The sequence below is a fragment of the Candidatus Sodalis endolongispinus genome (genome assembly GCF_018777395.1).
Lineage (GTDB): Bacteria > Pseudomonadota > Gammaproteobacteria > Enterobacterales > Enterobacteriaceae > Sodalis_B > Sodalis_B endolongispinus.
The window spans coordinates 902848-924072 of the sequence record NZ_JAFJYC010000001.1 but is presented as its reverse complement, the minus strand read 5'-3'; the positions used below and the strand labels follow the sequence as shown (position 1 = coordinate 924072).

The following is a 21225-nucleotide window of genomic DNA, read 5'->3' as shown; positions in this document are numbered from 1 at the left end:
GCGTGGCGCAGCGGCGTGTGTCTCTTAATTATCAGGAATGGGTAAGGAGTTCCGATGGCAGGGAACAGTATTGGACAATTTTTCCGCGTCACCACCTTCGGTGAATCCCACGGGCAGGCTCTGGGGGGGATCGTCGATGGCGTACCGCCGGGTATCCCCCTTTGCGAGGAAGATCTGCAACACGATCTTGACCGGCGGCGACCAGGTACATCGCGCTATACCACGCAGCGGCGCGAGCCGGATCGTGTCAAAATCCTCTCCGGCGTGTTTGATGGCGTCACCACCGGCACTAGCATCGGGCTGCTTATCGAGAATACCGATCAACGCTCACAGGACTACAGCGCCATTAAGGATCTCTACCATCCCGGTCACGCCGATTACACCTATGATCAGAAGTAGGGCCGACGGGACTACCGCGGCGGCGGCCGATCTTCGGCGCGTGAAACGACGATGCGTGTAGCCGCCGGCGCTATCGCCAAGAAATATCTGGCGCAGCAGTGCGGGGTGCTGATACGCGGTTATTTGGCGCAAATGGTCGACATCCACTGCGAGCTGAAAGACTGGGCCCAGGTGGAGCAAAACCCGTTCTTCTGCCCCGATGTCGACCGTCTGGAGGCGCTGGATGCGCTGATGCGCGATTTGAAGAAGGCGGTGGATTCCATCGGCGCCAGGGTGACGGTGGTGGCGGAAAATCTGCCCGCCGGACTCGGCGAGCCGGTATTTGATCGCCTTGATGCCGATCTGGCCCATGCGCTGATGAGCATCAATGCGGTGAAAGGGGTGGAAATCGGCGATGGCTTCGCGGTTATCGGCAAGCGCGGTAGCGAAAACCGCGACGAAATGACCCCTGCGGGCTTTCAAAGCAATCACGCCGGCGGCATTCTCGGCGGGATTAGCAGCGGCCAGCCGGTTATCGCCCATCTCGCCCTGAAGCCCACCCCCAGCATCATGGTGCCCGGCAGGACGGTAAACCGCAGCGGCGACGCGGTAGAGATGGTCACCCGCGGCCGGCACGATGCCTGCGTTGGCATCCGGGCGGTACCGATCGCCGAAGCCATGATGGCTATCGTGCTGATGGATCATTTCTTGCGCCAGCGTGCGCAGTGCGCGGACGTCGTTGCAGCGGCGCCGATAAGGTGATGGCAATGCGCAAAGTATTCATCGGTTGTCTGGCGCTGGCGGCCTTTTGCGCGGCGGCCGCGCAGACGCCGTGGCAAAAAATCGACCATCCGGTCGCCGGCGCGCCCAGTGCCATTGGCAGCTTCGCCAATGGTTGCATTATCTGGGCGCAGCCATTGGCGTTGGAAGCAGGCAACTATCAGGTGCTGCGGCCGGATCAGCGGCGCTACTTTGGCCACCCCGATCTGCTGTTGTTTATTCAGCGCCTGAGCAATCAGGTGAAACATCTGGGGCTGGGTGAGGTGCTGGTAGGAGATATGGCGATGCCGGCCGGCGGCCGTTTTAACAGCGGCCACGCCAGCCATCAGTCGGGGCTGGACGCGGATATCTGGTTGCAGACGCCACGCCAGCGCTTGAGCGCTTATCAGCTGCTTAAACCTCAGCCGCTGAGTCTGGTGGCGGCCAACGGTCGCGGGGTGGTGCCGCGTCTGTGGCGCCCTGAAACCGCGGCGCTGATTAAATTGGCGGCGGAGGATGACCAGGTCACCCGTATTTTTGTCAACCCGGCCATCAAAAAACAGCTGTGCCTGGATGCGGGCAGCGATCGCGATTGGCTGCGCAAAGTCCGGCCCTGGTTCGGGCACCGCGCCCATATGCATGTCCGGCTGCGCTGTCCGCCGAGTAGCCGCGAATGCATCGATCAGCCGATACCGCCGCCGGGGGACGGTTGCGGCGCCGAGCCGGAAAGCTGGTTCCTGCCGGCCAAACCGGGGACCGGCGCACCGGTGAAAAAAACACCGCCGCCACTGCCAGACGTTGCTTGACCGGCATCTGGTAACGCCCTGATAAACGGGCCGTCGCGCTAGCGTCACCGGGGCCAGTGATGGCCCCCGCGTTTCGTCAGTAGAGAAAAGGATATGGATTGGTTAGTGGTTTCGCCCTGGCTGTTGGCAAGGCTGTTTTTTGTGGCAGTGCTGGCCGGGTTTATCGATACGCTGGCCGGCGGCGGCGGTCTGATAACCATCCCGGCACTGCTGGCCGCGGGGTTGCCCCCGACCTAGGCGCTGGCGACCAATAAATTACAGAGCGTAGGCGGCAGCTTTTCCGCCAGTCTCTATTTTGTCCGGCGCGGGACGGTGAAGCTCGCCGGTCAAAAGCGCAATATCGTTATGACCTGCTGGGATCGGCGGCGGGTGCCGTTCTTATTCATCATGTGCGCGCTGACATGCTGCGACGACTGTTGCCGCTGCTGGTGATCGCTTTCCTGCTGATGCCGCGTCTTGGCGCTGAGGATCGCAAGCGACGGCTGTCCGGCTGGCCATTCGCCCTGGTGGGCGGCGGATGCGTCGGGTTTTACGACGGGTTCTTTGGTCCGGGCGCCGGTTCGTTTTACGCCCTGGCCTTTGTTATGCTATGCGGGTTTAACCTCGCCACCGCTACCGCACATGCCAAAGTGCTCAATTTTACCTCCAATTTTGGCGGCCTGATGCTGTTTGTCCTGTCGGGCAAAGTGATATGGGCGGTGTGACTGGTGATGCTGGCCGGGCAAATTCTGGGCGCACGGCTCGGCGCGCGCATGGTTTTAACGAAAGGGCAGCAGCTGATTCGGCCGATGATCGTGGCGGTGTCGCTGCTGATGAGTATCAAACTGATTTATGACAATCACGGTGCCGCTATTGCGCACTGGCTGGCCGTGTGGCTGTAAAGGTAAAGCATGTCCGTCCAAACTCACCATTATCAGCAGTTAATTGACGTCTTCAACGGCTGTTTTGCCGCCACGCAGAATACGCGGTTGGTCAAAGGCGATGACGAACCGCTTTATTTGCCCGCCGACGACGCGGCGCCCTATCATCGCATCATCTTCGCCCACGGCTATTACGCCAGCGCACTGCATGAAATAGCGCACTGGTGTATTGCGGGCGCCCGCCGGCGGTTATTGGTCGATTTCGGCTACTGGTACTGCCCTGACGGGCGCGATGCCGACACCCAGGCGCGGTTCGAGCGCGCCGAAATCAAGCCGCAGGCGCTGGAGTGGATGTTTTGCGTTGCCGCCGGCTACCCCTTTCACGTCAGCTGCGATAATCTCAGTGGAGATTGTGAGCTTGATCGCATTTTATTCCAGCGGCAGGTGCATGCGCAGGTCATGTTGAACCTGGAAAACGGGGTAGCACCCCGCCCGGCGACATTGATACAAGCGCTGCATCGGTTTTACGTAACGCCACCGCTGGCGCGTGAACAGTTTCTTTGTCTATCAGACATTAACGAATAGTAGTACCACATCATCAAGAGGATGAGTATGATCGCGGATTTTGAAGCGCGCATTCTGGCGCAGATCGACGAGATGGTCGAGCATGCCAGTGATGATGAACTGTTCGCCGGCGGCTATCTGCGCGGTCATTTGACGCTGGCGGTAGCGGAGACCGAGCTGAACGGCGAACATACCCTGGAGGCGCTGCATAGCCGGGTTCAGGAGAGCCTTGACCGGGCTATCAGCAAAGGGGAGCTTTCGCCGCCGGATCAAATTTTAGTTAAATCAATGTGGCAAACGCTTTATCAGCGCGCCGCCGACTGAGACGCACCAGCGCCAGGATAGAGCACGGCAGCGGCGTAGCTGTTTGCGCTTAGTGCTTCATGCCAAAGGATGGCGGCAGGATGCGCTGGGCTATCGAGGCGCCCCGTGAAGGGCGGCAATGCGCGTCTCGAAGAGTGGACGTGCTAAAGCACGGCACGCGGCGTGTTAATAACCGGCGGCAACGGTTCGGCCGCTGGCGTGTGGCCTGCACCGCTGCTCTCGGCAAAATCGCGGGGATATTAACGCCCGGCAGGCGGCGTCGACAGTCGGTAGCGTAATTTGCAGACTAGATCCCCTCGACCGGGTGATATCGCCGGGATTTGACAATCTTCTTACCTTTCAGAAGTTTATGTACCCAGAACCGATTGGGATTTAGCGCCTGTGCTACGGCGCGGTTTACCGGCAAAGGCTCGCCAAATATCTGCGCCGCCACGACTTCCGCCGCCAGCGGCGCGCTGCATAAACCGCGGGAACCCAACCCCCCCAACATGAATAAATTGGCATAGCCCGGCGCCACCGGCAGCGCCGCGCCATCCGGCAGAGGAGAATTGCCGTAGGCGCGCAAGGTCGCCTCAAAATCCGGTACGTTACCCACCAGCGGCAAATGATCGCGGGCCGCGCTACGGACCCCGCACCGCGCCTGTCGGACGCTGATATCCACCGCGTCCAGCCAGGGCGCGTCCGGCAGACACGCCCGCAGCCGTTGCAGATTATGCTGCTGTTCACTGTCACGATAGTCCGTGCCGGTGTCGCCGCGTTGGTAACTGGCGCCCAGGCAATGGCTGGCGAAGCCGGGACTTTGCGGCGTTAAATAGCCGCCAAAGCACAGTACCTGCCGTAATGCCGCCAGCGGCGCCATCGCGGGAAGATGGCTCACCTGACCGCGTACCGCATAGAGCGGTAACGCAGCGGTTGGGGCCAACCCATTCATTTCATGCCCATTAGCCAACACGACCGTGGCATGTCGTACATCGTCGCCGCAGGCAAACGTCAGCCGCCAACCGTTGCCATCGTCGGCGCTGAGCGTAGTCAAGCGCCGTCGGTAGTGGGTCTGTAGCCCCTGTTGCGCCGCGAGCCGCAGCACGCCGGCGGTCAACTGCGCCGGATTGAGCCATCCCCCCGCCGGATACGTCAGGCCATCGCGGCCGGTGTCTACGCCCACCAGCGCGGCCATGTCTTCGCGGGTCACCGGTCGCACCAGGGTGCTCGGCCAGCCGGCGGCGAGGATGTGGGTGATTTTGCCGGCGCTTTTCGCATCCCAGGCCAGTTGGGTGACGCCGCACCATTGATGTTCAAATGCCACCCCTTGCGCCGCCAATTGCTGATAGCAGCGCATAAGGAAAGGCGGCGGCATAAAATTGGGCCAGCGCGTCATGTCGATGGTTGAGCAGCGGATAAAGCGCCCCTTGACGATTACCCGAGGCGCCCGTGTGCCGGTGAGCATCTCCCGCTTACGGCCGAAGCCTTTGACCTTCGCCACCGAGAAGACGGCCTGCTGTAGCCCGCGGCGGACAAAACCGGCGGCGGTAAAGGTGGCGAAGCTGCTTTCCGAGCGTGCCAGCCGGGCCATGGCGGCAAAGAGCGTGTCCCGCCACATATCGGGATTTTTCGCCGGCGCTAAGCCGTCCAGAAACCAGGTGTCAACCTGACCGTCCAGGCTGAGGTCCAGCGCGGGAAGTAGCGTGTTGACATCGCCGAAGCCGATATCGAGAATGACCCTGCCGTGGGCCAACAGTAGGCGGTGATAACCTGCGACCGGCTGCGGCTAGAGGGCCAGCAGTTCGCCCGCCAGCGGTGCCAGCGCTTGCCAACGCGCAAGCGCGCTGCGCAAATCTTCCTTACCGAGCGGTAATTTTTCAACGCTGATAAAGTGCAGGCGCCGCGCGCCGGTCGCCGGCTGCTGCCGGCAGTGCGTATCAAAGGCATGCCATAACGCCAGGAAATTAAGGCCGGTGCCAAACCCGGTTTCCGCTACCCGGAAGACCGGGCGCGGATGGGACGTAAAGCGGGCAGGCAAGCCGTTACCGTGCAGAAAAACGTGGCGGCTTTCCGCCAGACCATCCTGATTGGAAAAATAAACGTCATCAAATTTTTGGGATACAGGTGTACCCTGATCGTTCCAGCACAATACGGCGGGTTCAACGGCGTGGCATTTCACGGCAGCAGGCTCAAGGCAGGGGAAGTGGGACGATTCTAACCACGCGGGCTTTACGGTGCAAATTTTGCTAACATCCTCTGATCGGACTTGTTCAGCTTACATCTGTAAGCTAAAGTGCGTGACTGAAACTCAAATATTATTACAAGAGGTATTAAATGAAACGTGCTGTGATTACCGGCCTGGGGATCTTATCAAGTATCGGTAACGACCAAAAAGAAGTCCTGGCCTCGTTGCAAGAAGGCCGCTCCGGGATTACCTTTTCCCAGGAATTGAAAGATTCCGGCATGCGCAGCCATGTCTGGGGCAATGTCAAACTCGATACCACCGGGCTGATTGATCGCAAAATGGCGCGCTTTATGAGTGATGCCTCTGTCTACGCCTTTTTGTCCATGGAACAGGCGATTGCCGACGCCGGGCTAACCCCCGACATGGTGTCTAACAATCGTACTGGTCTTATCGTCGGTTCCGGCGGAGACTCGCCGCGCAATCAGGTCGCCGGCTCCGACGGTATGCGCGCCCGTGGTCTGCGCGGCGTGGGACCCTACATGGTCACTAAGGCAATGGCTTCCGGTGTGTCGGCGTGTCTGGCGACCCCGTTTAAAATCCGCGGCGTCAACTACTCCATCAGTTCTGCCTGTTCGACCTCCGCGCACTGCATCGGCAATGCGGTGGAAATGATCCAGCTTGGCAAACAGGATGTGGTGTTCGCCGGCGGCGGTGAAGAGCTGTGCTGGGAAATGGCCTGCGAATTTGATGCCATGGGCGCGCTGTCCACCCGCTATAACGAAACGCCGAGCAAAGCGTCGCGCACTTATGATGTTAATCGCGACGGGTTTGTCATCGCCGGCGGCGGCGGCATCGTGGTGGTGGAAGAGCTGGAGCATGCTCTGGCCCGCGGCGCCCATATTTATGCTGAAATTATCGGTTATGGCGCGACTTCCGACGGCGCGGACATGGTCGCCCCGTCCGGCGAAGGCGCCATCCGTTGCATGCAAATGGCGTTAAAAGATGTCGATACTCCGGTGGATTATCTGAACGTCCACGGTACCTCTACGCCGGTCGGCGACGTGAAAGAGTTGTGGGCTATCCGCGAAACTTTCGGCAGCCAGCATCCGGCTTTCTCCTCTACCAAAGCGATGACCGGTCACTCGCTGGGTGCCGCCGGGGTGCATGAAACCATCTTTACGCTGCTGATGCTGGAGCACGGATTTATCGCCCAGAGCATCAATATCGAACAGCTTGATCCCCAGGCGGAAGGCATGAATGTGATTACCGAGCCGACCCGGCGAGCGTTGACGACCGTGATGAGCAACAGCTTTGGTTTCGGCGGCACGAACGCAACGCTCGTGATGCGGAAATACGGCTAAGCCGTGTCGGGTGCGGCATTGCCGTGGCGCCGGGGCCCCGCCGTGCGCCGGCGTAAGCGTTCACGCTAACCAACGCGTCCCTTTCTACCGTGACGGCTAAGGAAGGGAAGGGCGTTGGTTTTTTATGCTCTCTTTGCCGTTAATTTGTCAGGAGCAAGCCCGCATCATGCACGCTGAATCGACTACAATGGGCACCATTCCGGCGAATAAGACACTGTTCTCGCTGTGCAGTGCGGTGTTTCTCTGTTATTTGACCGTGGCGTTGCCGTTACCGGTTATCCCTCTTTATGTCCATGACGAGCTGGGACTCAGCAACACGCTGGTAGGCGTGGCGGTTGGCATTCAATTCCTAGCCACGGTCCTGACCCGCAGTTACGCGGGCAGACTCGCCGACCAGTTTGGCGCTAAACGTTCCGCGCTGCAGGGGATGGCGTCATGCGGGTTGGCCGGTGTATTTTATCTGCTTTCGGCGCTGCTGCCATTGCCGGTGTATTCCCGCTACGGGCTGCTGTTGCTTGGGCGCGTCATGCTGGGTTTCGGCGAGAGTCAACTGCTGACCGGTACTTTGAGCTGGGGGTTCGGCTTGCTGGGGCAGGCGCGCGCGGGCAAGGTTATGTCGTGGAACGGCGCCGCCATCTATGGATCGCTGGCGGTGGGTGCGCCGGTGGGCTTGTTGCTCTATCATCGCTCCGGCGGTTTTATCACCCTTGGATTGACCACGCTGCTGTTGCCACTGCTGGCGTTGGCCTGCAATGCCCGTGTCGCATCGATTCGACCCCATGCCGGCATCCGCCCATCGCTGCGTTCGGTGGTCAATCTGATTCGGCTGCCGGGCATGGCGCTGGCGCTACAAGGGGTAGGCTTTGCCGCCATCGGCACCTTCATTTCACTGTATTTCAATTTGCGCCATTGGGATCATGCCGGTTTTGCTTTCAGCGCTTTCGGTATTGCCTTTGTCGCGCTGCGCTTCTGGGGTAGCCATTGGCCAGATCGGCTGGGCGGCGTGCGGGTGACGCTCGTCTCACTGGCGGTGGAAGCGCTGGGGCTGGCATTGCTCTGGCTGGCAAGGGATCCCGGTTTGGCGCTGCTGGGCGCGGGATTGACCGGCGCCGGCTGTTCCTTGATATTTCCTGCGCTGGGAGTGGAAGTCGTGAAACGGGTGCCTGCGCAGGCGCGCGCAACCGCGGTTGGCGGCTATAGCGCATTCCAGGATGTGGCCTACGCCATGACCGGACCCTTGATGGGCATGTTGGCAACCACCTTGGGTTACGCCTCGGTGTTTGGCGCCGCTATGCTCTGCGCGCTGGCGGGCATCGCCGTGACGCTGCTGTTTGCGCGGCAACGGCGTCTTACGAGCCGCGACACCGACGCCTGATGGGCGGCATATGCTCCCGTTGAAAAGGCATTCCTGTCCTGCGCTTTGGCGCCTCTGGCGGGTGGGTCACTGCCACGCGCGCAGGGCGTCGGCCGCAGTAAAATTACCTTGCTCTTCTGTTCTCTGTGCCGCGACGGGCCGGCAGGAGGCTTCGCACCGCGCGCAGGGACGCACACGGCATCATCAAGGTCAGGCTCCTGCGGCGCGTCCGCCCCTTTCGGCCATCAGCGGGCCAGCAGCCATATAACCACCAGCACCACAGCGACAAAGAGCCCGATCACCAGCGTCGATCGCGCCGCGCGGACCGGCCGCGGTTCGTGTTCGGTGGCGATAAGCTGGTGGGTCACCGGCTGAAGCAGCCGGACATCCGGCGTCTGGTGCTGGCTCTGGGTGCGGCTCAGGCGATAAATAAACAAGTACTGCAACACCGCGTTGACCTGAGCGCTGGTCAGCGGCGTCTGGCTGCCGGCGGCGAAATGTTGCCGGCAGTATTGCTCCACCGCCTGCTGCTGCTCGCCGTGGACGGGATGCTTGAGCACCGCCGTGAGCGTGGCCAGCGTGGGATGTCCTTGCTGCGACAGCGTCAAATGGCTTTGCAAGAACTGGCTCAATAACGGGAAATGGCGGGCGGGAATAGGATCGCCGGATTTCAGCCCCATCATACGATGCAGACTTTCCCACAGCTCGGTCGGCGTCTCGCCGGTAAGGGCCGCCAGTCGGGTGATAAGCTGGCTGAGCGCCTGGTGTTCCGCCGGCAACAGGGTGCGATCGGTCATGGCGGCCTGCTGCGGCGCCGGAATGTCCAATTGCCCGCTTTGCAGTAAATGTAGCATCTAGCGCAGTTGGCCGGCGTCCAGCTGGCTGAGAACGGTGTGACCGAACTGGCTGCGAATATAATCGCTCACCGCCTGCCGGTTATTTCCCTGTGGCAACAAATCGGTCAACTGTTGCAACAATTGTCGGCCGGCCAATGTTTCCTGCGCCGTCATCAATCGTCCCTGCAGCAGCTGTTCGGCGGGAAGAAAGTGGCGCACCCGTAACTCGCCGTCACCGGCAATGTTCAGGTGGTGAAACAAAGCGGCCCAGATTTCCGCCGGTTTGCTGGAACTCAGGGCCATAATACGGGTAATCAGCCGCTCAAGCGTCGTGCGCTGGGCGGTGGTCAGGGGTTGATCCGGGCCGGGCGGCGGTGGCGTCTGACCCCGTGGCGGCGTACCGGGACCGGTAACTGGTTGCATAGTGCATATCCTCTCGGGAGGGCAGACGGTGAGATCTCGGTGCGGCCCCGCTAACGGCGCGCTGTCGGGGGCAGATAATAGCAAGTCCCTGCCGGCAGCGGTAGCATCCGGCAACGGGATGGCATTTTCTGCCGACGGGGTCAATGGACCCTGTCGCCGCGAGTCTAACAGGTCTTAGCGGCGACAATGGCAAAATGAAACGTGATAGGGTTGGGATTCCTACGCATTCGGTGGCAGAATATTCCCCCTTTAACGTTTGATGGCGCAGTACTGCGGAGCCTGATGTGAAAATCCTGGTGGATGAGAATATGCCTTATGCCGAGGCGCTGTTCGGTCGTCTGGGTGATGTGCAGACTGTGGCGGGCAAGGCGATTCCCGCGCTGGCGCTGGCCGACGCGCTGATGGTGCGTTCGGTGACCCGCGTCGACGGCGCTCTGCTCGACGGCAGCCGGGTGAAATTTGTCGGTACCGCTACCGCCGGCACCGATCATGTGGATGAAGACTGGCTGGCGCAGCGGGACGGATTCGCCCTGCGCGACAAGACCGTCGGCATTGTTGGCGTCGGTAATGTCGGCGGCCGTCTGCAACGGCGGCTCAACGCCTTTGGTGTGCGTACCTTGCAATGCGATCCGCCGCTGGCGGAAGCGGGTGCCCCCGGCGACTGGCAGCCGCTGTAAACGCTGGTGGCTGAGGCGGATGTGCTGACGTTCCATACCCCCCTCACCCGCGCCGGACGGCATGCCACCTGGCATCTGGTGGATGAGGCAATGTTGGCGGCGCTGCCCGCCGACCGCATTATCATCAATGCCTGTCGCGGGGCGGTGGTGGATAACGCCGCGCTGCTAAAAGCGCTGGAGGGCGGTAAGCCGCTGAGCGCCGTGCTGGATGTCTGGGAGCCGGAGCCCGCGCTGCCGCTGCTGGCCCGCGTCGATATCGGCACCGCCCATATTGCCGGTTATACCCTGGAAGGCAAGGCGCGCGGCACTACGCAGGTTTTCGACGCCTACAGCGCCTTTATCGGCAGTGATGCGCGCGCGAGCCTCGTGGCACTCTTGCCGCCGCCGGCGGTGGAACGTATCCGGTTGCGCGGTGCTATCGATGAAGAGGCGCTGCGTCTGTTGGCGCATCTGGTCTATGATGTGCGGCGAGATGATATGCAATTACGGCGCGCCGCCGGATTGCCGGGGGAGTTCGATCGCTTGCGCAAAAATTACTACCAGCGCCGGGAGTGGAAACCGACGATAGCGTCGGCGCGGAGGCGCTGCGGCAGTTGGGGTTTCAAGCCCGGCCGTTCGCCGGCTGAGGCCGTGCAACGCCGGCGCCTGACCACGGTTGATGCCTTGGCCGCATGATGTGTGGGGCGGGGTGCGCCAGGGGCCTATTACGCTATTTTGATTGACTGATGCCCCGGCGTAACGCGCCGCGGTATCCCATCAACGGGAGATAATATGATGTCTGACGGCTGGAATATCGCTCTTTTGGGAGCAACAGGCGCAGTCGGTACGGCGCTGCTGGAGATTATACAGGAACGCCAATTTCCGTTTGGGGAGCTGTTTTTACTGTCCAGCGAGCGCAGCGCCGGCGAAACGGTGCGGGTTAACGGACAAAGTCTGCAGGTCAGCGAAGCGGCGCAATTCGATTGGTCGCAGGCACAACTGGCCTTCTTTGTCGCCGGCGCGCCGGCCTCGGCGCTGTATGTGGCTGAAGCCGCCGCCGGCTGCCTGGTAGTCGATGTCAGCGGCCTGTTTTCCCTGTAGCCGGACGTGCCGCTCGTGGTGCCGGGGGTCAATGATGACGTGCTGGCCGATTACCTCAACCGCAATATGGTGGCGGTGGCGGACGCGCTGACCAGTCAGTTATTGTTTGCGGTAAAGCCGCTTACCGATCTGGCGGGCCTGGGGCATCTGCACGTCAGCAACTTGCTGTCCGCCTCCGCCCACGGCAAAGCGGCGGTGGATGATTTGGCGGGTCAGAGCGCCATCCTGTTAAATGGCTTGCCCGCCGAGCCGGGCTTTTTCCCGCGTCAGCTGGCGTTCAACCTGCTGCCGCTGCTGCCCGACGACGCTGGCTCGGTGCGCAGCGAACGCCGTCTGGTGGACGAAGTGCGCAAAATCCTGCGTGATGAGGGGCTGCCAATCTCGGTCAGCAGTGTGCAGGCGCCGATATTCTACGGCCATGCGCAGCTGGTCCATCTGGAAACGCTGCGGCCGATGGCTGCGCAAGAGGCGCGCGTGGCGCTGGCGGCCGGCGAGGGGCTAATGCTGAGCGAAGAGCTGGACTATCCGACGCCGGTAGAGGACGCCTCGGGCAGCGTCGCGCTGAATATCGGTTGTCTGCGCAACGATTACGGCATGCCCGATCTGCTGCAGTTTTGGTCGGTGGCGGATAATATCCGCTTCGGTGGCGCGCTGATGGCGGTGCTGACCGCGGAGAAACTGATGGCCGAGGCCAGCGCGTGGTGACGGTGCAAACGGCGCCCCTGTCGGAGGCGGACGAGGCATTGCCGGCGGCGGCCAATGACGGCACGATGAAGCTGGCGCTCGGTATTGAGTATGACGGCAGCGCTTATTACGGCTGGCAGCGTCAGCAGGAAGTGGCGAGCGTGCAGGCGTGCCTCGAACGCGCGCTCTCTACGGTGGCCGATGAAACTGTCACGGTTTATTGCGCCGGCCGTACCGACGCCGGCGTGCATGCCACGGGGCAGGTGGTTCATTTTGACACCCGATCGCGGCGACCGGATGCCGCCTGGACGCTCGGCGTCAATGCCAATCTGCCGGCCGATATTGCCGTGCGCTGGGTGGCGCCGGTAGCGGACGATTTCCATGCGCGTTTCAGCGCCACCGCCCGGCGCTACCGCTATATTATTTATAATCATCGCCTGCGCCCGGCACTGCTCGGCCGCGGGTTGACCCACTATTATCACCCGCTCGATGCGCCGTCGATGGCGCGCGCCGGCCGGTGTTTATTGGGCGAAAACGATTTCACGTCTTTTCGCGCCTTGCAGTGCCAGTCGCGCAGCCCCTGGCGCAACGTGCATCATCTGCACGTCACGCGCCAGGGGCACTATGTGGTGGTCGATATCAAAGCCAATGCTTTTGTTTATCATATGGTTCGTAATATTGTAGGCAGTCTGCTGGAAGTGGGGTGCGGCAACCGGTCGGAAGACTGGATCGCCGAACTGCTGGCGTGCCGCGACCGGACACAGGCCGGCGCAAGCGCCCGGGCGGATGGGCTTTACCTGGTGGCGGTGGATTACCCGTCGCGTTTCGCTCTGCCCGCGTCGTCGCCGGGGCCGTTATTTTTGGCGGATTGACCGCTGACTTTCTATCGACTTGCGTTACCGGGAAAACTGAATGGAATATATTAAATTTATCATCGATTTTATTTTGCATATCGATGTGCATCTGGCAGAGCTGGTGGCGCAGTACGGTGTCTGGGTGTATGCCTTTTTGTTTCTGATTTTGTTTTGCGAAACCGGTTTGGTGGTGACGCCCTTCCTGCCGGGAGACTCATTGCTGTTTGTCGCCGGCGCGCTGGCGGCGCTGCCGAGTAACGGGCTTGATATTCACGTGATGGTGCTGTTGATGGTGCTGGCGGCCATCGCCGGCGATGCGGTCAATTATACGATTGGCCGCCTGTTCGGTGAAAAGCTGTTTAGTAACCCGGACTCCAAAATCTTTCGCCGCCGCTATCTGGACAAAACCCATGAGTTTTATGCCCGGCACGGTGGTAAAACCATCATTTTGGCGCGCTTTGTCCCCATCGTGCGCACCTTCGCTCCGTTCGTGGCCGGCATGGGACATATGCGTTACCGCCACTTTGCGCTGTACAATGTCGCCGGTGGACTGCTGTGGGTGCTGTTGTTTAGCTACGCCGGCTATTTCTTTGGCAATATGCCGGTGGTGCAGCAAAATCTGAAGTGGCTTATCGTGGCGATTATCCTGCTATCGGTGCTGCCGGGCGTGATTGAAGTGTGGCGCCAGCGCCGGATGGTCGCCAAGAGTAAAAGTCAGTAATTTCCCGAAGCCGGCGGGCAGAATGTGAACAAAGCGCAGAGTTTTCTGTGCCAAGTCGCTGGCCATTATGGTTTAATGGACAACCTTTGGCGCCATCCCCGGCGGGGAGCGTGCGAGACGGCGGCTCTCCCGCTGTGGTCAAAGGTCAAGTAGATATAGCGGACTGGCGGATGCCAGGTTCAAACAGAAAGGTTATCGATGAGCTGGATTGAACGAATTCTCAATAAGAGCACTATCACCCCGGCGCGCAGGGCGAACATTCCCGAAGGCGTGTGGACCAAATGTGATAGCTGTGGCCAGGTGCTGTATCGCGCGGAGCTGGAACGCAATCTGGAGGTCTGCCCGAAATGCGATCACCACATGCGGATTACCGCGCGCGCGCGCCTGCACGCTTTCCTGGATAAAGGGAGCGAGTCCGAGCTTGGCAGTGAGCTTGAGCCGAAGGATATCCTGAAATTCAGGGACCCGAAAAAGTACAAGGATCGCCTGGCGGCGGCCCAGAAAGCCACCGACGAAAAAGATGCGCTGGTGGTGATGAAAGGCGAGCTGTACGGTATGCCGGTGGTGGCCGCGTCTTTTGAGTTCGCCTTTATCGGCGGTTCGATGTCCTCGGTGGTCGGCGCGCGTTTTGTGCGCGCGGTGGAGCAGGCGCTGGCGGACGACTGTCCTCTGGTGTGCTTTTCCGCCAGCGGCGGCGCCCGCATGCAGGAAGCGCTGATGTCGCTGATGCAAATGGCCAAGACCAGTGCCGCGCTGGCGCGGCTGCGCGAACGGCGCTTGCTGTACATTTCGGTTCTGACCGATCCCACCATGGGTGGCGTCTCAGCCAGTCTGGCGATGCTGGGCGATCTGAACGTCGCCGAGCCGAAAGCGCTGATAGGCTTCGCCGGTCCGCGGGTGATAGAACAAACGGTACGCGAAAAATTGCCGGCCGGTTTTCAGCGCAGTGAATTTCTGCTGGAGAAGGGCGCTATCGATCTTATCGTGCGTCGCCCGGAGATGCGTCTGCGCCTTGCCGGTCTGCTGGCCAAATTGACCAACCAGCCGCAGCCGCAGGACCCATTGCCGCACGAGCCGCGCCCTGATGCGGTCGCGGAGGATCATCAGGACGAGGCATAAACGGGCGGCGCAAGCCTGCCCGCGGTCATCTGCAGGATCGGGGCAGGCTTAATGAGAACCAAGCATAAGCCAATGAACGGACGTATGGAAAATCTGCCTATTCCCCAAGCCACGTCGCCACTGGTCGCGTGGCTTTATTATCTTGAACGTCTGCACGCCAAACCCATCGATCTGGGCCTGGGGCGGGTATGCCATGTGGCTACCGGCCTGAATTTGCTGGGCCCGGCCCCCTTTGTTATCACCGTCGGCGGCACCAACGGCAAAGGCACCACCTGTCGGCTGCTGGAGGCCATTTTACTGGCCAGCGGCATGCGTGTTGGCGTCTATAGTTCCCCCCATTTGCTTCGCTATACCGAGCGGGTGCGCATTCAGGGCGACGAATTGCCGGAAGCTGCCCACAGTGAAGCGATGGCGGTTATCGAAGCCGGCCGTGGCGCTACGTCGCTCAGCTATTTCGAGTTCGGCACGCTGGCGGTGCTGCAGCTTTTTCGGCAAGCGGCGCTGGATGTGGTGATCCTTGAGGTCGGGCTGGGGGGACGGTTGGACGCCACCAATATCGTCGATGCCGATGTCGCCGTGATCACCGCTATCGCCCTCGATCATACCGATTGGCTGGGGCCTGATCGTGCCAGTATCGCGCGGGAAAAAGCCGGTATCTTCCGTCGCGGCAGGCCGGCGGTCGTGGGTGAGCCCGATAGGCCGGCGACGCTCGACCTCGACGCCGCCGACTGCGGCGCGGCGCTGTATGCCCGCGACAGCGATTGGTGGTGGCAGGACGACGGCCAGCACTGGCGCTGGTGGGACAATGTACGCGAGCTTACCGCGCTGCCGCTGCCGGCCATTCCGCTGGAAAACGCCGCCACGGCGCTGGCCGCGGTTGCCTGCCTGCCGTTCGCGGTTCCGGAAGCAGCAGTGCGCCAGGGGCTGCGCGAGGCTGCGCTCCCGGGACGTTTCCAATGTCTTGGTCGGGCGCCGCTGACGATTCTGGACGTCTCGCACAATCCCCATGCCGCCGGCTACCTGGCCCGGCGTATGGCGGCCTTGCCCCGCACCGGCAAAGTCCGGGCGGTGGTCGGTATGCTGGCGGATAAAGACATTCCCGGCACGCTTGCCTGCCTGCGCGGGCAGGTGGATGTCTGGTATTGCGCGTCGCTCGACGGGCCGCGTGCCGCCAGCGCCGCGCAACTGGCGGCGCATCTTGACGGCGACGCGCAACGGTTTGAGGATGTGCCAAGCGCCTGGCATCAGGCAATGGCGGACGCCGCGCCGGAGGATTGCGTGCTGGTATTCGGCTCTTTCCATACCGTGGCACCGGTCATGGCGCTGGCTGAAAGGGAGAAGCATTGTGGCGAGTAAATTTCAAAACCGCCTGGTAGGGACCATTATTATTGTTGCCCTCGGCGTCATCATTCTGCCTGGTCTGCTGGACGGTAAAAAGAAGCACTATCAGGACGAGTTTGCCGCTATTCCGCTGGTGCCCAAGCCCGGTGACAGCGACGAGCTTGACGCGACGCCGCCGGCCAGCCAGCAATTGCCGAGCCAGCCGCCGGAAGGGGCGGGCGAGGCGGTCGAACAATCCAGCCGGCCGGCCGGCGGTGGGCAGGGTGCGGCGCCGTTACCGGATGCCGCCAGCGGTTCCCGCCAGCCGGAAACGCTGGCGCCGCCGGAGATGAAGGTTAGTCCGCCCGTGGCTGCCAAACCGGAGGTCAAGCCGGCCGTGCGGCCTGATAGCAAGCCGGCGCCCAAACCGCAGACGCCGAAGGTGGAAGCGCCCAAACCACCGACACCGAAACCTGACACAGCACCTGTCGCCGAGCAGGCGCCAAAAGGGCAGGCGTGGGTGGTGCAGCTCGGGGCGTTGAAGAACGCCGATAAAGTGGCGGAAATCGTCGCCAAGCTGCGCTTGTCGGGTTATCGCGTTTATACTTCGCCGTCGGCGCCGGTGCAGGGGCAGATTACCCGGATTTTTGTTGGTCCAGATGCCTCCCGGGATAAACTGCAGAGCGCGCTGGGCGAATTGAACCAGTTGAGCGGCCTTAGCGGTCAATTGCGGCCCTATAGCGTACGGTAGACTTTTGCCGAGCCGAGCAGCGCCTAGACCGGCGATGATGCGGCCGAGGACCGCCGGCGCGCGACGGCGCATGGCTCGGTGTCGATGTGCCTAAGGCCGGTACGCATTAATTGGCGGTGTGAAACCCGGCGCCGATGTGCCAATAGCCGGTAAGCACTAAACTGGCGGAGTGGCACCCGGCACCGTGACGCGCAGGTGCAGCGTCAGGCGGCGCGCCCTGTTGCGCTATCTTGTTGCGGCGATTAATCTTTTTTAATCGCCGTTATTTATTTAAACGGGGGGAATAAATCCCCTAAGCAAACGTTTTCTTTTTCTGTTAGAATTCGCCGCGAACCAGCTGACCGGGCGAATGATCAAGGGATGCATGCATGATCTGGGTTGATTACGTCATTATCGGCATCATTGTTTTTTCCGCTTTGGTGAGTCTGATTCGCGGGTTTGTGCGCGAGGCATTATCTTTAGTGACCTGGGCCTGTGCATTTTTTGTCGCCAGCCATTACTATAGTTATCTTGCGATCTACTTCACCCGCTTTGAAGAGCAGATGGTGCGCAACGGTATTGCGATTGCCCTGCTGTTCGTGGCGACCCTGATCGTCGGGGCCATCGTCAATTACGTCATTAGTTCGCTGGTGGAGCGGACCGGTTTGTCCGGCACTGACCGGGTATTAGGCGTCTGTTTCGGCGCGCTGCGCGGCGTTTTGATTGTGTCGTCGGCGTTGTTCTTTCTCGACACCTTCACCGGTTTCTCCCACAGTCAGGACTGGCAGCAGTCCCAACTGATACCGCAGTTCAGCGGTATCATCAGATGGTTTTTTGACTATCTGCAAAGCACGTCGAGTTTCTTACCGAGGCAGTAGTTGTCCCGGTAACGCTGATGAGGAAATGACAACATGTGCGGTATTGTCGGAATCGCCGGTTTCATGCCGGTAAACCAGTCTATCTATGATGCATTAACGGTGCTCCAGCACCGTGGCCAGGATGCGGCGGGCATCGTCACCATCGATGCCTTGAATTGTTTTCGCCTGCGTAAAGCCAATGGACTGGTTAAGGACGTTTTCGATGCCCGGCATATGCAACGCCTGCAGGGCAACATGGGGGTGGGCCACGTCCGCTACCCGACCGCCGGCAGCTCCAGCGCCTCCGAGGCGCAGCCGTTTTACGTCAATTCCCCGTTCGGCATCACCCTGGCGCACAACGGTAACCTAACCAACGCCCACGAACTGCGTAAAAAGCTGTTTGAAAACGGGCGGCGTCATGTCAACACCACCTCCGATTCGGAAATCCTGCTGAACATCTTTGCCGCCCAGCTGGATCGTTTCCCGGATTATCCGCTGGAGGCGGATAACATTTTCGTGGCGGTGGCGGCGACCCATCAGCAGATCCGCGGCGCCTACGTCTGCGTCGGCATGATAATCGGGCATGGTCTGTTTGCCTTTCGCGACCCCAACGGCATCCTCCCACTGGTTATCGGCAAGCGCACGCTGGCGGACGGGCGCAATGAATATATTGTGGCCTCCGAAAGCGTGGCGCTGGATACGCTGGGCTTTGATTTCCTGCACGACATCGCGCCGGGCGAGGCGGTATACGTCACCGAAAAAGGGCAGCTGTTCACCCGGCAGTGCGCCGAGAACCCCAGGCATCACCCATGTCTGTTCGAGTATGTCTATTTCGCCCGGCCGGACTCGTTCATCGACAAAATATCGGTCTACAGCGCCCGCGTGCGCATGGGCCAGATGTTGGGTGAGAAAATCGCCCGCGAATGGGAAGATCTGGATATCGATGTGGTGATCCCGATCCCGGAAACATCCTGCGATATCGCACTGGAGATTGCGCGGATCCTGAATAAACCTTATCGACAAGGCTTTGTGAAAAACCGCTACGTCGGCCGTACCTTTATCATGCCCGGTCAGCAGGTCCGCCGGCAGTCGGTGCGCCGTAAGCTTAACGCTAACCGCGCCGAATTCCGCGATAAAAATGTGCTGCTGGTGGACGACTCCATCGTGCGCGGCACTACCTCCGAGCAAATCGTTGAGATGGCGCGCGAGGCGGGCGCCCGTCACGTCTACCTGGCTTCCGCCGCGCCGGAAATCCGCTTTCCAAACGTCTACGGCATTGATATGCCGAGCGCTTCGGAACTGATTGCCCACGGCCGAGAGGTGGACGAAATACGGCAGCTTATTGGCGCCGATGCGCTGATTTTTCAGGATTTGGCCGACCTGGAACGGGCGGTGCTGGAAGATAACCCTGACGTCGAGCAATTTGAATCGTCGGTATTCGACGGCATCTACGTGACGCGCGATGTGGATCAGCGCTATCTGGATTATCTTGAGTCGCTGCGCAACGATGATTCCAAAGCGATGCGCGCCCAGACCGAAGTAGAAAACCTGGAAATGCATAACGAAGGTTGATCGGTACCGCGAGAGTGCAGTAGGCTATGCTGCTGACCCGCGCTTTATGGCGGCAGGTCATCTCAAACCGGGCGGTCAACCGCGCCGGGTTTTTTTCGCCTTTCCACTGGCAGGAGTTGAGGTATGAAACGACTGATTGTCGGCATCAGCGGCGCTAGCGGCGCCATTTATGGCGTCCGCCTGCTGCAGGTACTGGCTACGCTGCCGGAGATTGAAACCCACTTAGCCATCAGCCCGGCCGCGCGGCAAACGCTGACGCTGGAAACCCCGTACAGCCTGCGCGATGTGCAGGCGCTGGCGGATGTCGTGCATGATGCCCGCGATATTACCGCCAGCATCAGCTCCGGTTCATTCCAAACCCTGGGAATGATCATCTTGCCCTGTTCGATGAAAACCCTCTCCGCCATCGTCAATAGCTACAGCGATGGGCTGCTGACGCGCGCGGCGTATGTGGTGCTGAAAGAGCGTCGCCGGTTGGTGCTGGGGGTGCGTGAAACGCCGCTGCATCTGGGGCATCTGCGCCTGATGACGCTGGCGGCCGAGCTGGGCGCAGTCATTATGCCGCCGGTGCCGGCGTTTTATCACCGCCCTGCCCAGATAAGCGATATCATCGATCAAACGGTCAACCGGACGCTGGATCAGTTCAACTTGGTGCTGCCGCAAGACCTGTTTCCGCGCTGGCAAGGCGGCTGAGTGCCGCGGCCGGCAATTAACCCTATGGTAAAATTATTCGCATAATAATGGTGCAGTAAAATAACATTGCACCAATAATGAACATGCTAGGTATATGGCTGGTGCAGTGGCGTTTGCATCGTCCGGCGCGTCATCGATACCGGCGGTTTGCGCCAGACGCAAGGAGGTACAACGGCCCTTGCCGCCTTTGGCGCTCATCGCGGGCGCGGCGCGATACATGGCATGAAATGTGCAATGGTTCCGGCGTAAAAGGACACACGATGTGCCGGGCATTAAATAATTATACTGAGGGTAATTTATGAATAAGCTGGTAAAAGTTCTTCCTTTGATGGCGGCGCTAGCTTGCGCGGGCAGCGCATTTGCCGCTGTACCCAAAAATATCCGCATTGGCACCGATCCCACCTATGCCCCTTTTGAATCGAAAAACGCCAGCGGCGAGCTGGTGGGTTTCGATATCGATTTGGCCAAAGATCTGTGTAAACGTATCGAGGCCAAATGTACCTTCGTGGAAAGCGATTTCGATGCGCTTATCCCCTCGCTGAAGGCGAAAAAGATCGACGCGATTATTTCCTCATTGTCGATCACCGAAAAGCGTCAGCAGGAAATCGCCTTTACCGATAAGCTCTACGCCGCCAACGCACGGCTAATTGCCAAAGCCGGCAGCCCGATTACCCCGACGATGGATTCACTGCACGGCAAGCGCGTGGGTGTGTTGCAGGGGTCAACCCAGGAAGCTTATGCCAACGCGATGTGGCAGCAGAAAGGGGTGGATGTGGTCGCCTACCAAAACCAGGATCTGATCTACGCCGATCTGACCGCCGGTCGTATCGATGCCGCCTTCCAGGATGAAGTCGCCGGCAGCGAAGGCTTCCTGAAACAGACCGCGGGCAAGGGGTATATTTTTGCCGGCCCGGCGGCGAAAGACGACAAATTCTTCGGCGTTGGTACCGGCATGGGACTGCGTAAAGACGAGACCGATTTGAAAGACGCGCTAAATAAGGCTTTTGCCGAGATGCGTAAAGACGGAAGTTACGATAAATACGCTAAACAATATTTTGATTTTGACGTGTACGGCGGTTAATCCTGTCA

Annotated in this window: 14 protein-coding genes and 6 pseudogenes; 18 read left to right on the top strand and 2 right to left on the bottom strand. The window is 60.4% G+C overall.

Annotated elements, in window-relative coordinates:
- Nucleotides 1–54: 54 nt before the first annotated feature.
- The 5 genes and pseudogenes from aroC to JZM24_RS04460 all read left to right on the top strand — a co-directional run bounded on the left by aroC (nucleotide 55) and on the right by JZM24_RS04460 (nucleotide 3691).
- Nucleotides 55–1140, top strand: a pseudogene (aroC, locus tag JZM24_RS04480) (chorismate synthase).
- A 5-nt stretch (nucleotides 1141–1145) separates the two neighbouring features.
- Nucleotides 1146–1943, top strand: coding sequence for a penicillin-insensitive murein endopeptidase (gene mepA, locus JZM24_RS04475; RefSeq protein ID WP_215668740.1), 798 nt, complete (start codon nucleotides 1146–1148; stop codon nucleotides 1941–1943).
- Nucleotides 1944–2036: 93 nt separating this feature from the next.
- Nucleotides 2037–2824 (top strand): annotated as a pseudogene (locus JZM24_RS04470) (sulfite exporter TauE/SafE family protein).
- Nucleotides 2825–2833: 9 nt separating this feature from the next.
- Nucleotides 2834–3388 carry an elongation factor P hydroxylase gene (locus tag JZM24_RS04465; RefSeq protein ID WP_215668738.1) on the top strand — a complete coding sequence of 185 codons (555 nt, stop codon included), beginning with the start codon at nucleotides 2834–2836 and terminating at the stop codon, nucleotides 3386–3388.
- Nucleotides 3389–3415: 27 nt separating this feature from the next.
- The gene (locus JZM24_RS04460; protein ID WP_215668736.1) at nucleotides 3416–3691 is read left to right on the top strand and encodes a YfcL family protein; all 276 of its coding nucleotides are present in this window, start codon (nucleotides 3416–3418) and stop codon (nucleotides 3689–3691) included.
- Between the two features lie 286 nt (nucleotides 3692–3977).
- On the opposite strand, the pseudogene mnmC1 reads toward JZM24_RS04460, so the two are convergent.
- Nucleotides 3978–5849 (bottom strand): annotated as a pseudogene (gene mnmC1 / locus JZM24_RS04455) (FAD-dependent 5-carboxymethylaminomethyl-2-thiouridine(34) oxidoreductase MnmC1).
- A gap of 155 nt (nucleotides 5850–6004) precedes the next feature.
- On the opposite strand from mnmC1, the gene fabB reads away from it, so the two are divergent.
- Nucleotides 6005–7216, top strand: a complete 1212-nt coding sequence (fabB, locus tag JZM24_RS04450; protein WP_215668735.1) for a beta-ketoacyl-ACP synthase I — start codon at nucleotides 6005–6007, stop codon at nucleotides 7214–7216.
- A gap of 166 nt (nucleotides 7217–7382) precedes the next feature.
- The gene (locus JZM24_RS04445; RefSeq protein WP_215668730.1) at nucleotides 7383–8591 is read left to right on the top strand and encodes an MFS transporter; all 1209 of its coding nucleotides are present in this window, start codon (nucleotides 7383–7385) and stop codon (nucleotides 8589–8591) included.
- Between the two features lie 224 nt (nucleotides 8592–8815).
- Here the strand turns inward: JZM24_RS04445 and flk are convergent.
- A pseudogene (flk, locus tag JZM24_RS19630) lies at nucleotides 8816–9829 on the bottom strand (flagella biosynthesis regulator Flk).
- A gap of 284 nt (nucleotides 9830–10113) precedes the next feature.
- On the opposite strand from flk, the pseudogene JZM24_RS04435 reads away from it, so the two are divergent.
- The 11 genes and pseudogenes from JZM24_RS04435 to JZM24_RS04385 all read left to right on the top strand — a co-directional run bounded on the left by JZM24_RS04435 (nucleotide 10114) and on the right by JZM24_RS04385 (nucleotide 21217).
- Nucleotides 10114–11132, top strand: a pseudogene (locus JZM24_RS04435) (DUF3410 domain-containing protein).
- A 148-nt stretch (nucleotides 11133–11280) separates the two neighbouring features.
- Nucleotides 11281–12291, top strand: a pseudogene (locus JZM24_RS04430) (aspartate-semialdehyde dehydrogenase).
- A gap of 65 nt (nucleotides 12292–12356) precedes the next feature.
- The gene (truA, locus tag JZM24_RS04425) at nucleotides 12357–13142 is read left to right on the top strand and encodes a tRNA pseudouridine(38-40) synthase TruA (RefSeq protein WP_215670004.1); all 786 of its coding nucleotides are present in this window, start codon (nucleotides 12357–12359) and stop codon (nucleotides 13140–13142) included.
- 40 nt (nucleotides 13143–13182) lie between these two features.
- Nucleotides 13183–13845 (top strand): DedA family protein, encoded by a 663-nt coding sequence (locus JZM24_RS04420; RefSeq protein WP_215668728.1) that lies wholly within the window; start codon nucleotides 13183–13185, stop codon nucleotides 13843–13845.
- 198 nt (nucleotides 13846–14043) lie between these two features.
- Nucleotides 14044–14964 carry an acetyl-CoA carboxylase, carboxyltransferase subunit beta gene (accD, locus tag JZM24_RS04415; RefSeq protein WP_215668726.1) on the top strand — a complete coding sequence of 307 codons (921 nt, stop codon included), beginning with the start codon at nucleotides 14044–14046 and terminating at the stop codon, nucleotides 14962–14964.
- An 84-nt stretch (nucleotides 14965–15048) separates the two neighbouring features.
- The gene (gene folC / locus JZM24_RS04410; protein ID WP_215670003.1) at nucleotides 15049–16320 is read left to right on the top strand and encodes a bifunctional tetrahydrofolate synthase/dihydrofolate synthase; all 1272 of its coding nucleotides are present in this window, start codon (nucleotides 15049–15051) and stop codon (nucleotides 16318–16320) included.
- Nucleotides 16310–17035: a cell division protein DedD gene (gene dedD / locus JZM24_RS04405; RefSeq protein ID WP_215668724.1), complete on the top strand. Its 726-nt coding sequence runs from the start codon at nucleotides 16310–16312 to the stop codon at nucleotides 17033–17035. The genes folC and dedD overlap by 11 nt, the downstream gene beginning before the upstream one ends.
- A 368-nt stretch (nucleotides 17036–17403) precedes the next feature.
- On the top strand, nucleotides 17404–17892 hold the full coding sequence (gene cvpA / locus JZM24_RS04400; protein WP_215668723.1) for a colicin V production protein: 489 nt from the start codon (nucleotides 17404–17406) through the stop codon (nucleotides 17890–17892).
- Nucleotides 17893–17925: 33 nt separating this feature from the next.
- A complete protein-coding gene (gene purF / locus JZM24_RS04395) occupies nucleotides 17926–19443 on the top strand; it encodes an amidophosphoribosyltransferase (RefSeq protein ID WP_215668721.1) in 1518 nt (505 codons plus the stop codon).
- A 123-nt stretch (nucleotides 19444–19566) separates the two neighbouring features.
- The gene (locus JZM24_RS04390) at nucleotides 19567–20136 is read left to right on the top strand and encodes a UbiX family flavin prenyltransferase (RefSeq protein ID WP_215668719.1); all 570 of its coding nucleotides are present in this window, start codon (nucleotides 19567–19569) and stop codon (nucleotides 20134–20136) included.
- Between the two features lie 298 nt (nucleotides 20137–20434).
- Entirely contained in the window at nucleotides 20435–21217 is a 783-nt protein-coding gene (locus tag JZM24_RS04385) for a lysine/arginine/ornithine ABC transporter substrate-binding protein (RefSeq protein ID WP_215668718.1), read from the top strand.
- Nucleotides 21218–21225 lie beyond the last annotated feature (8 nt).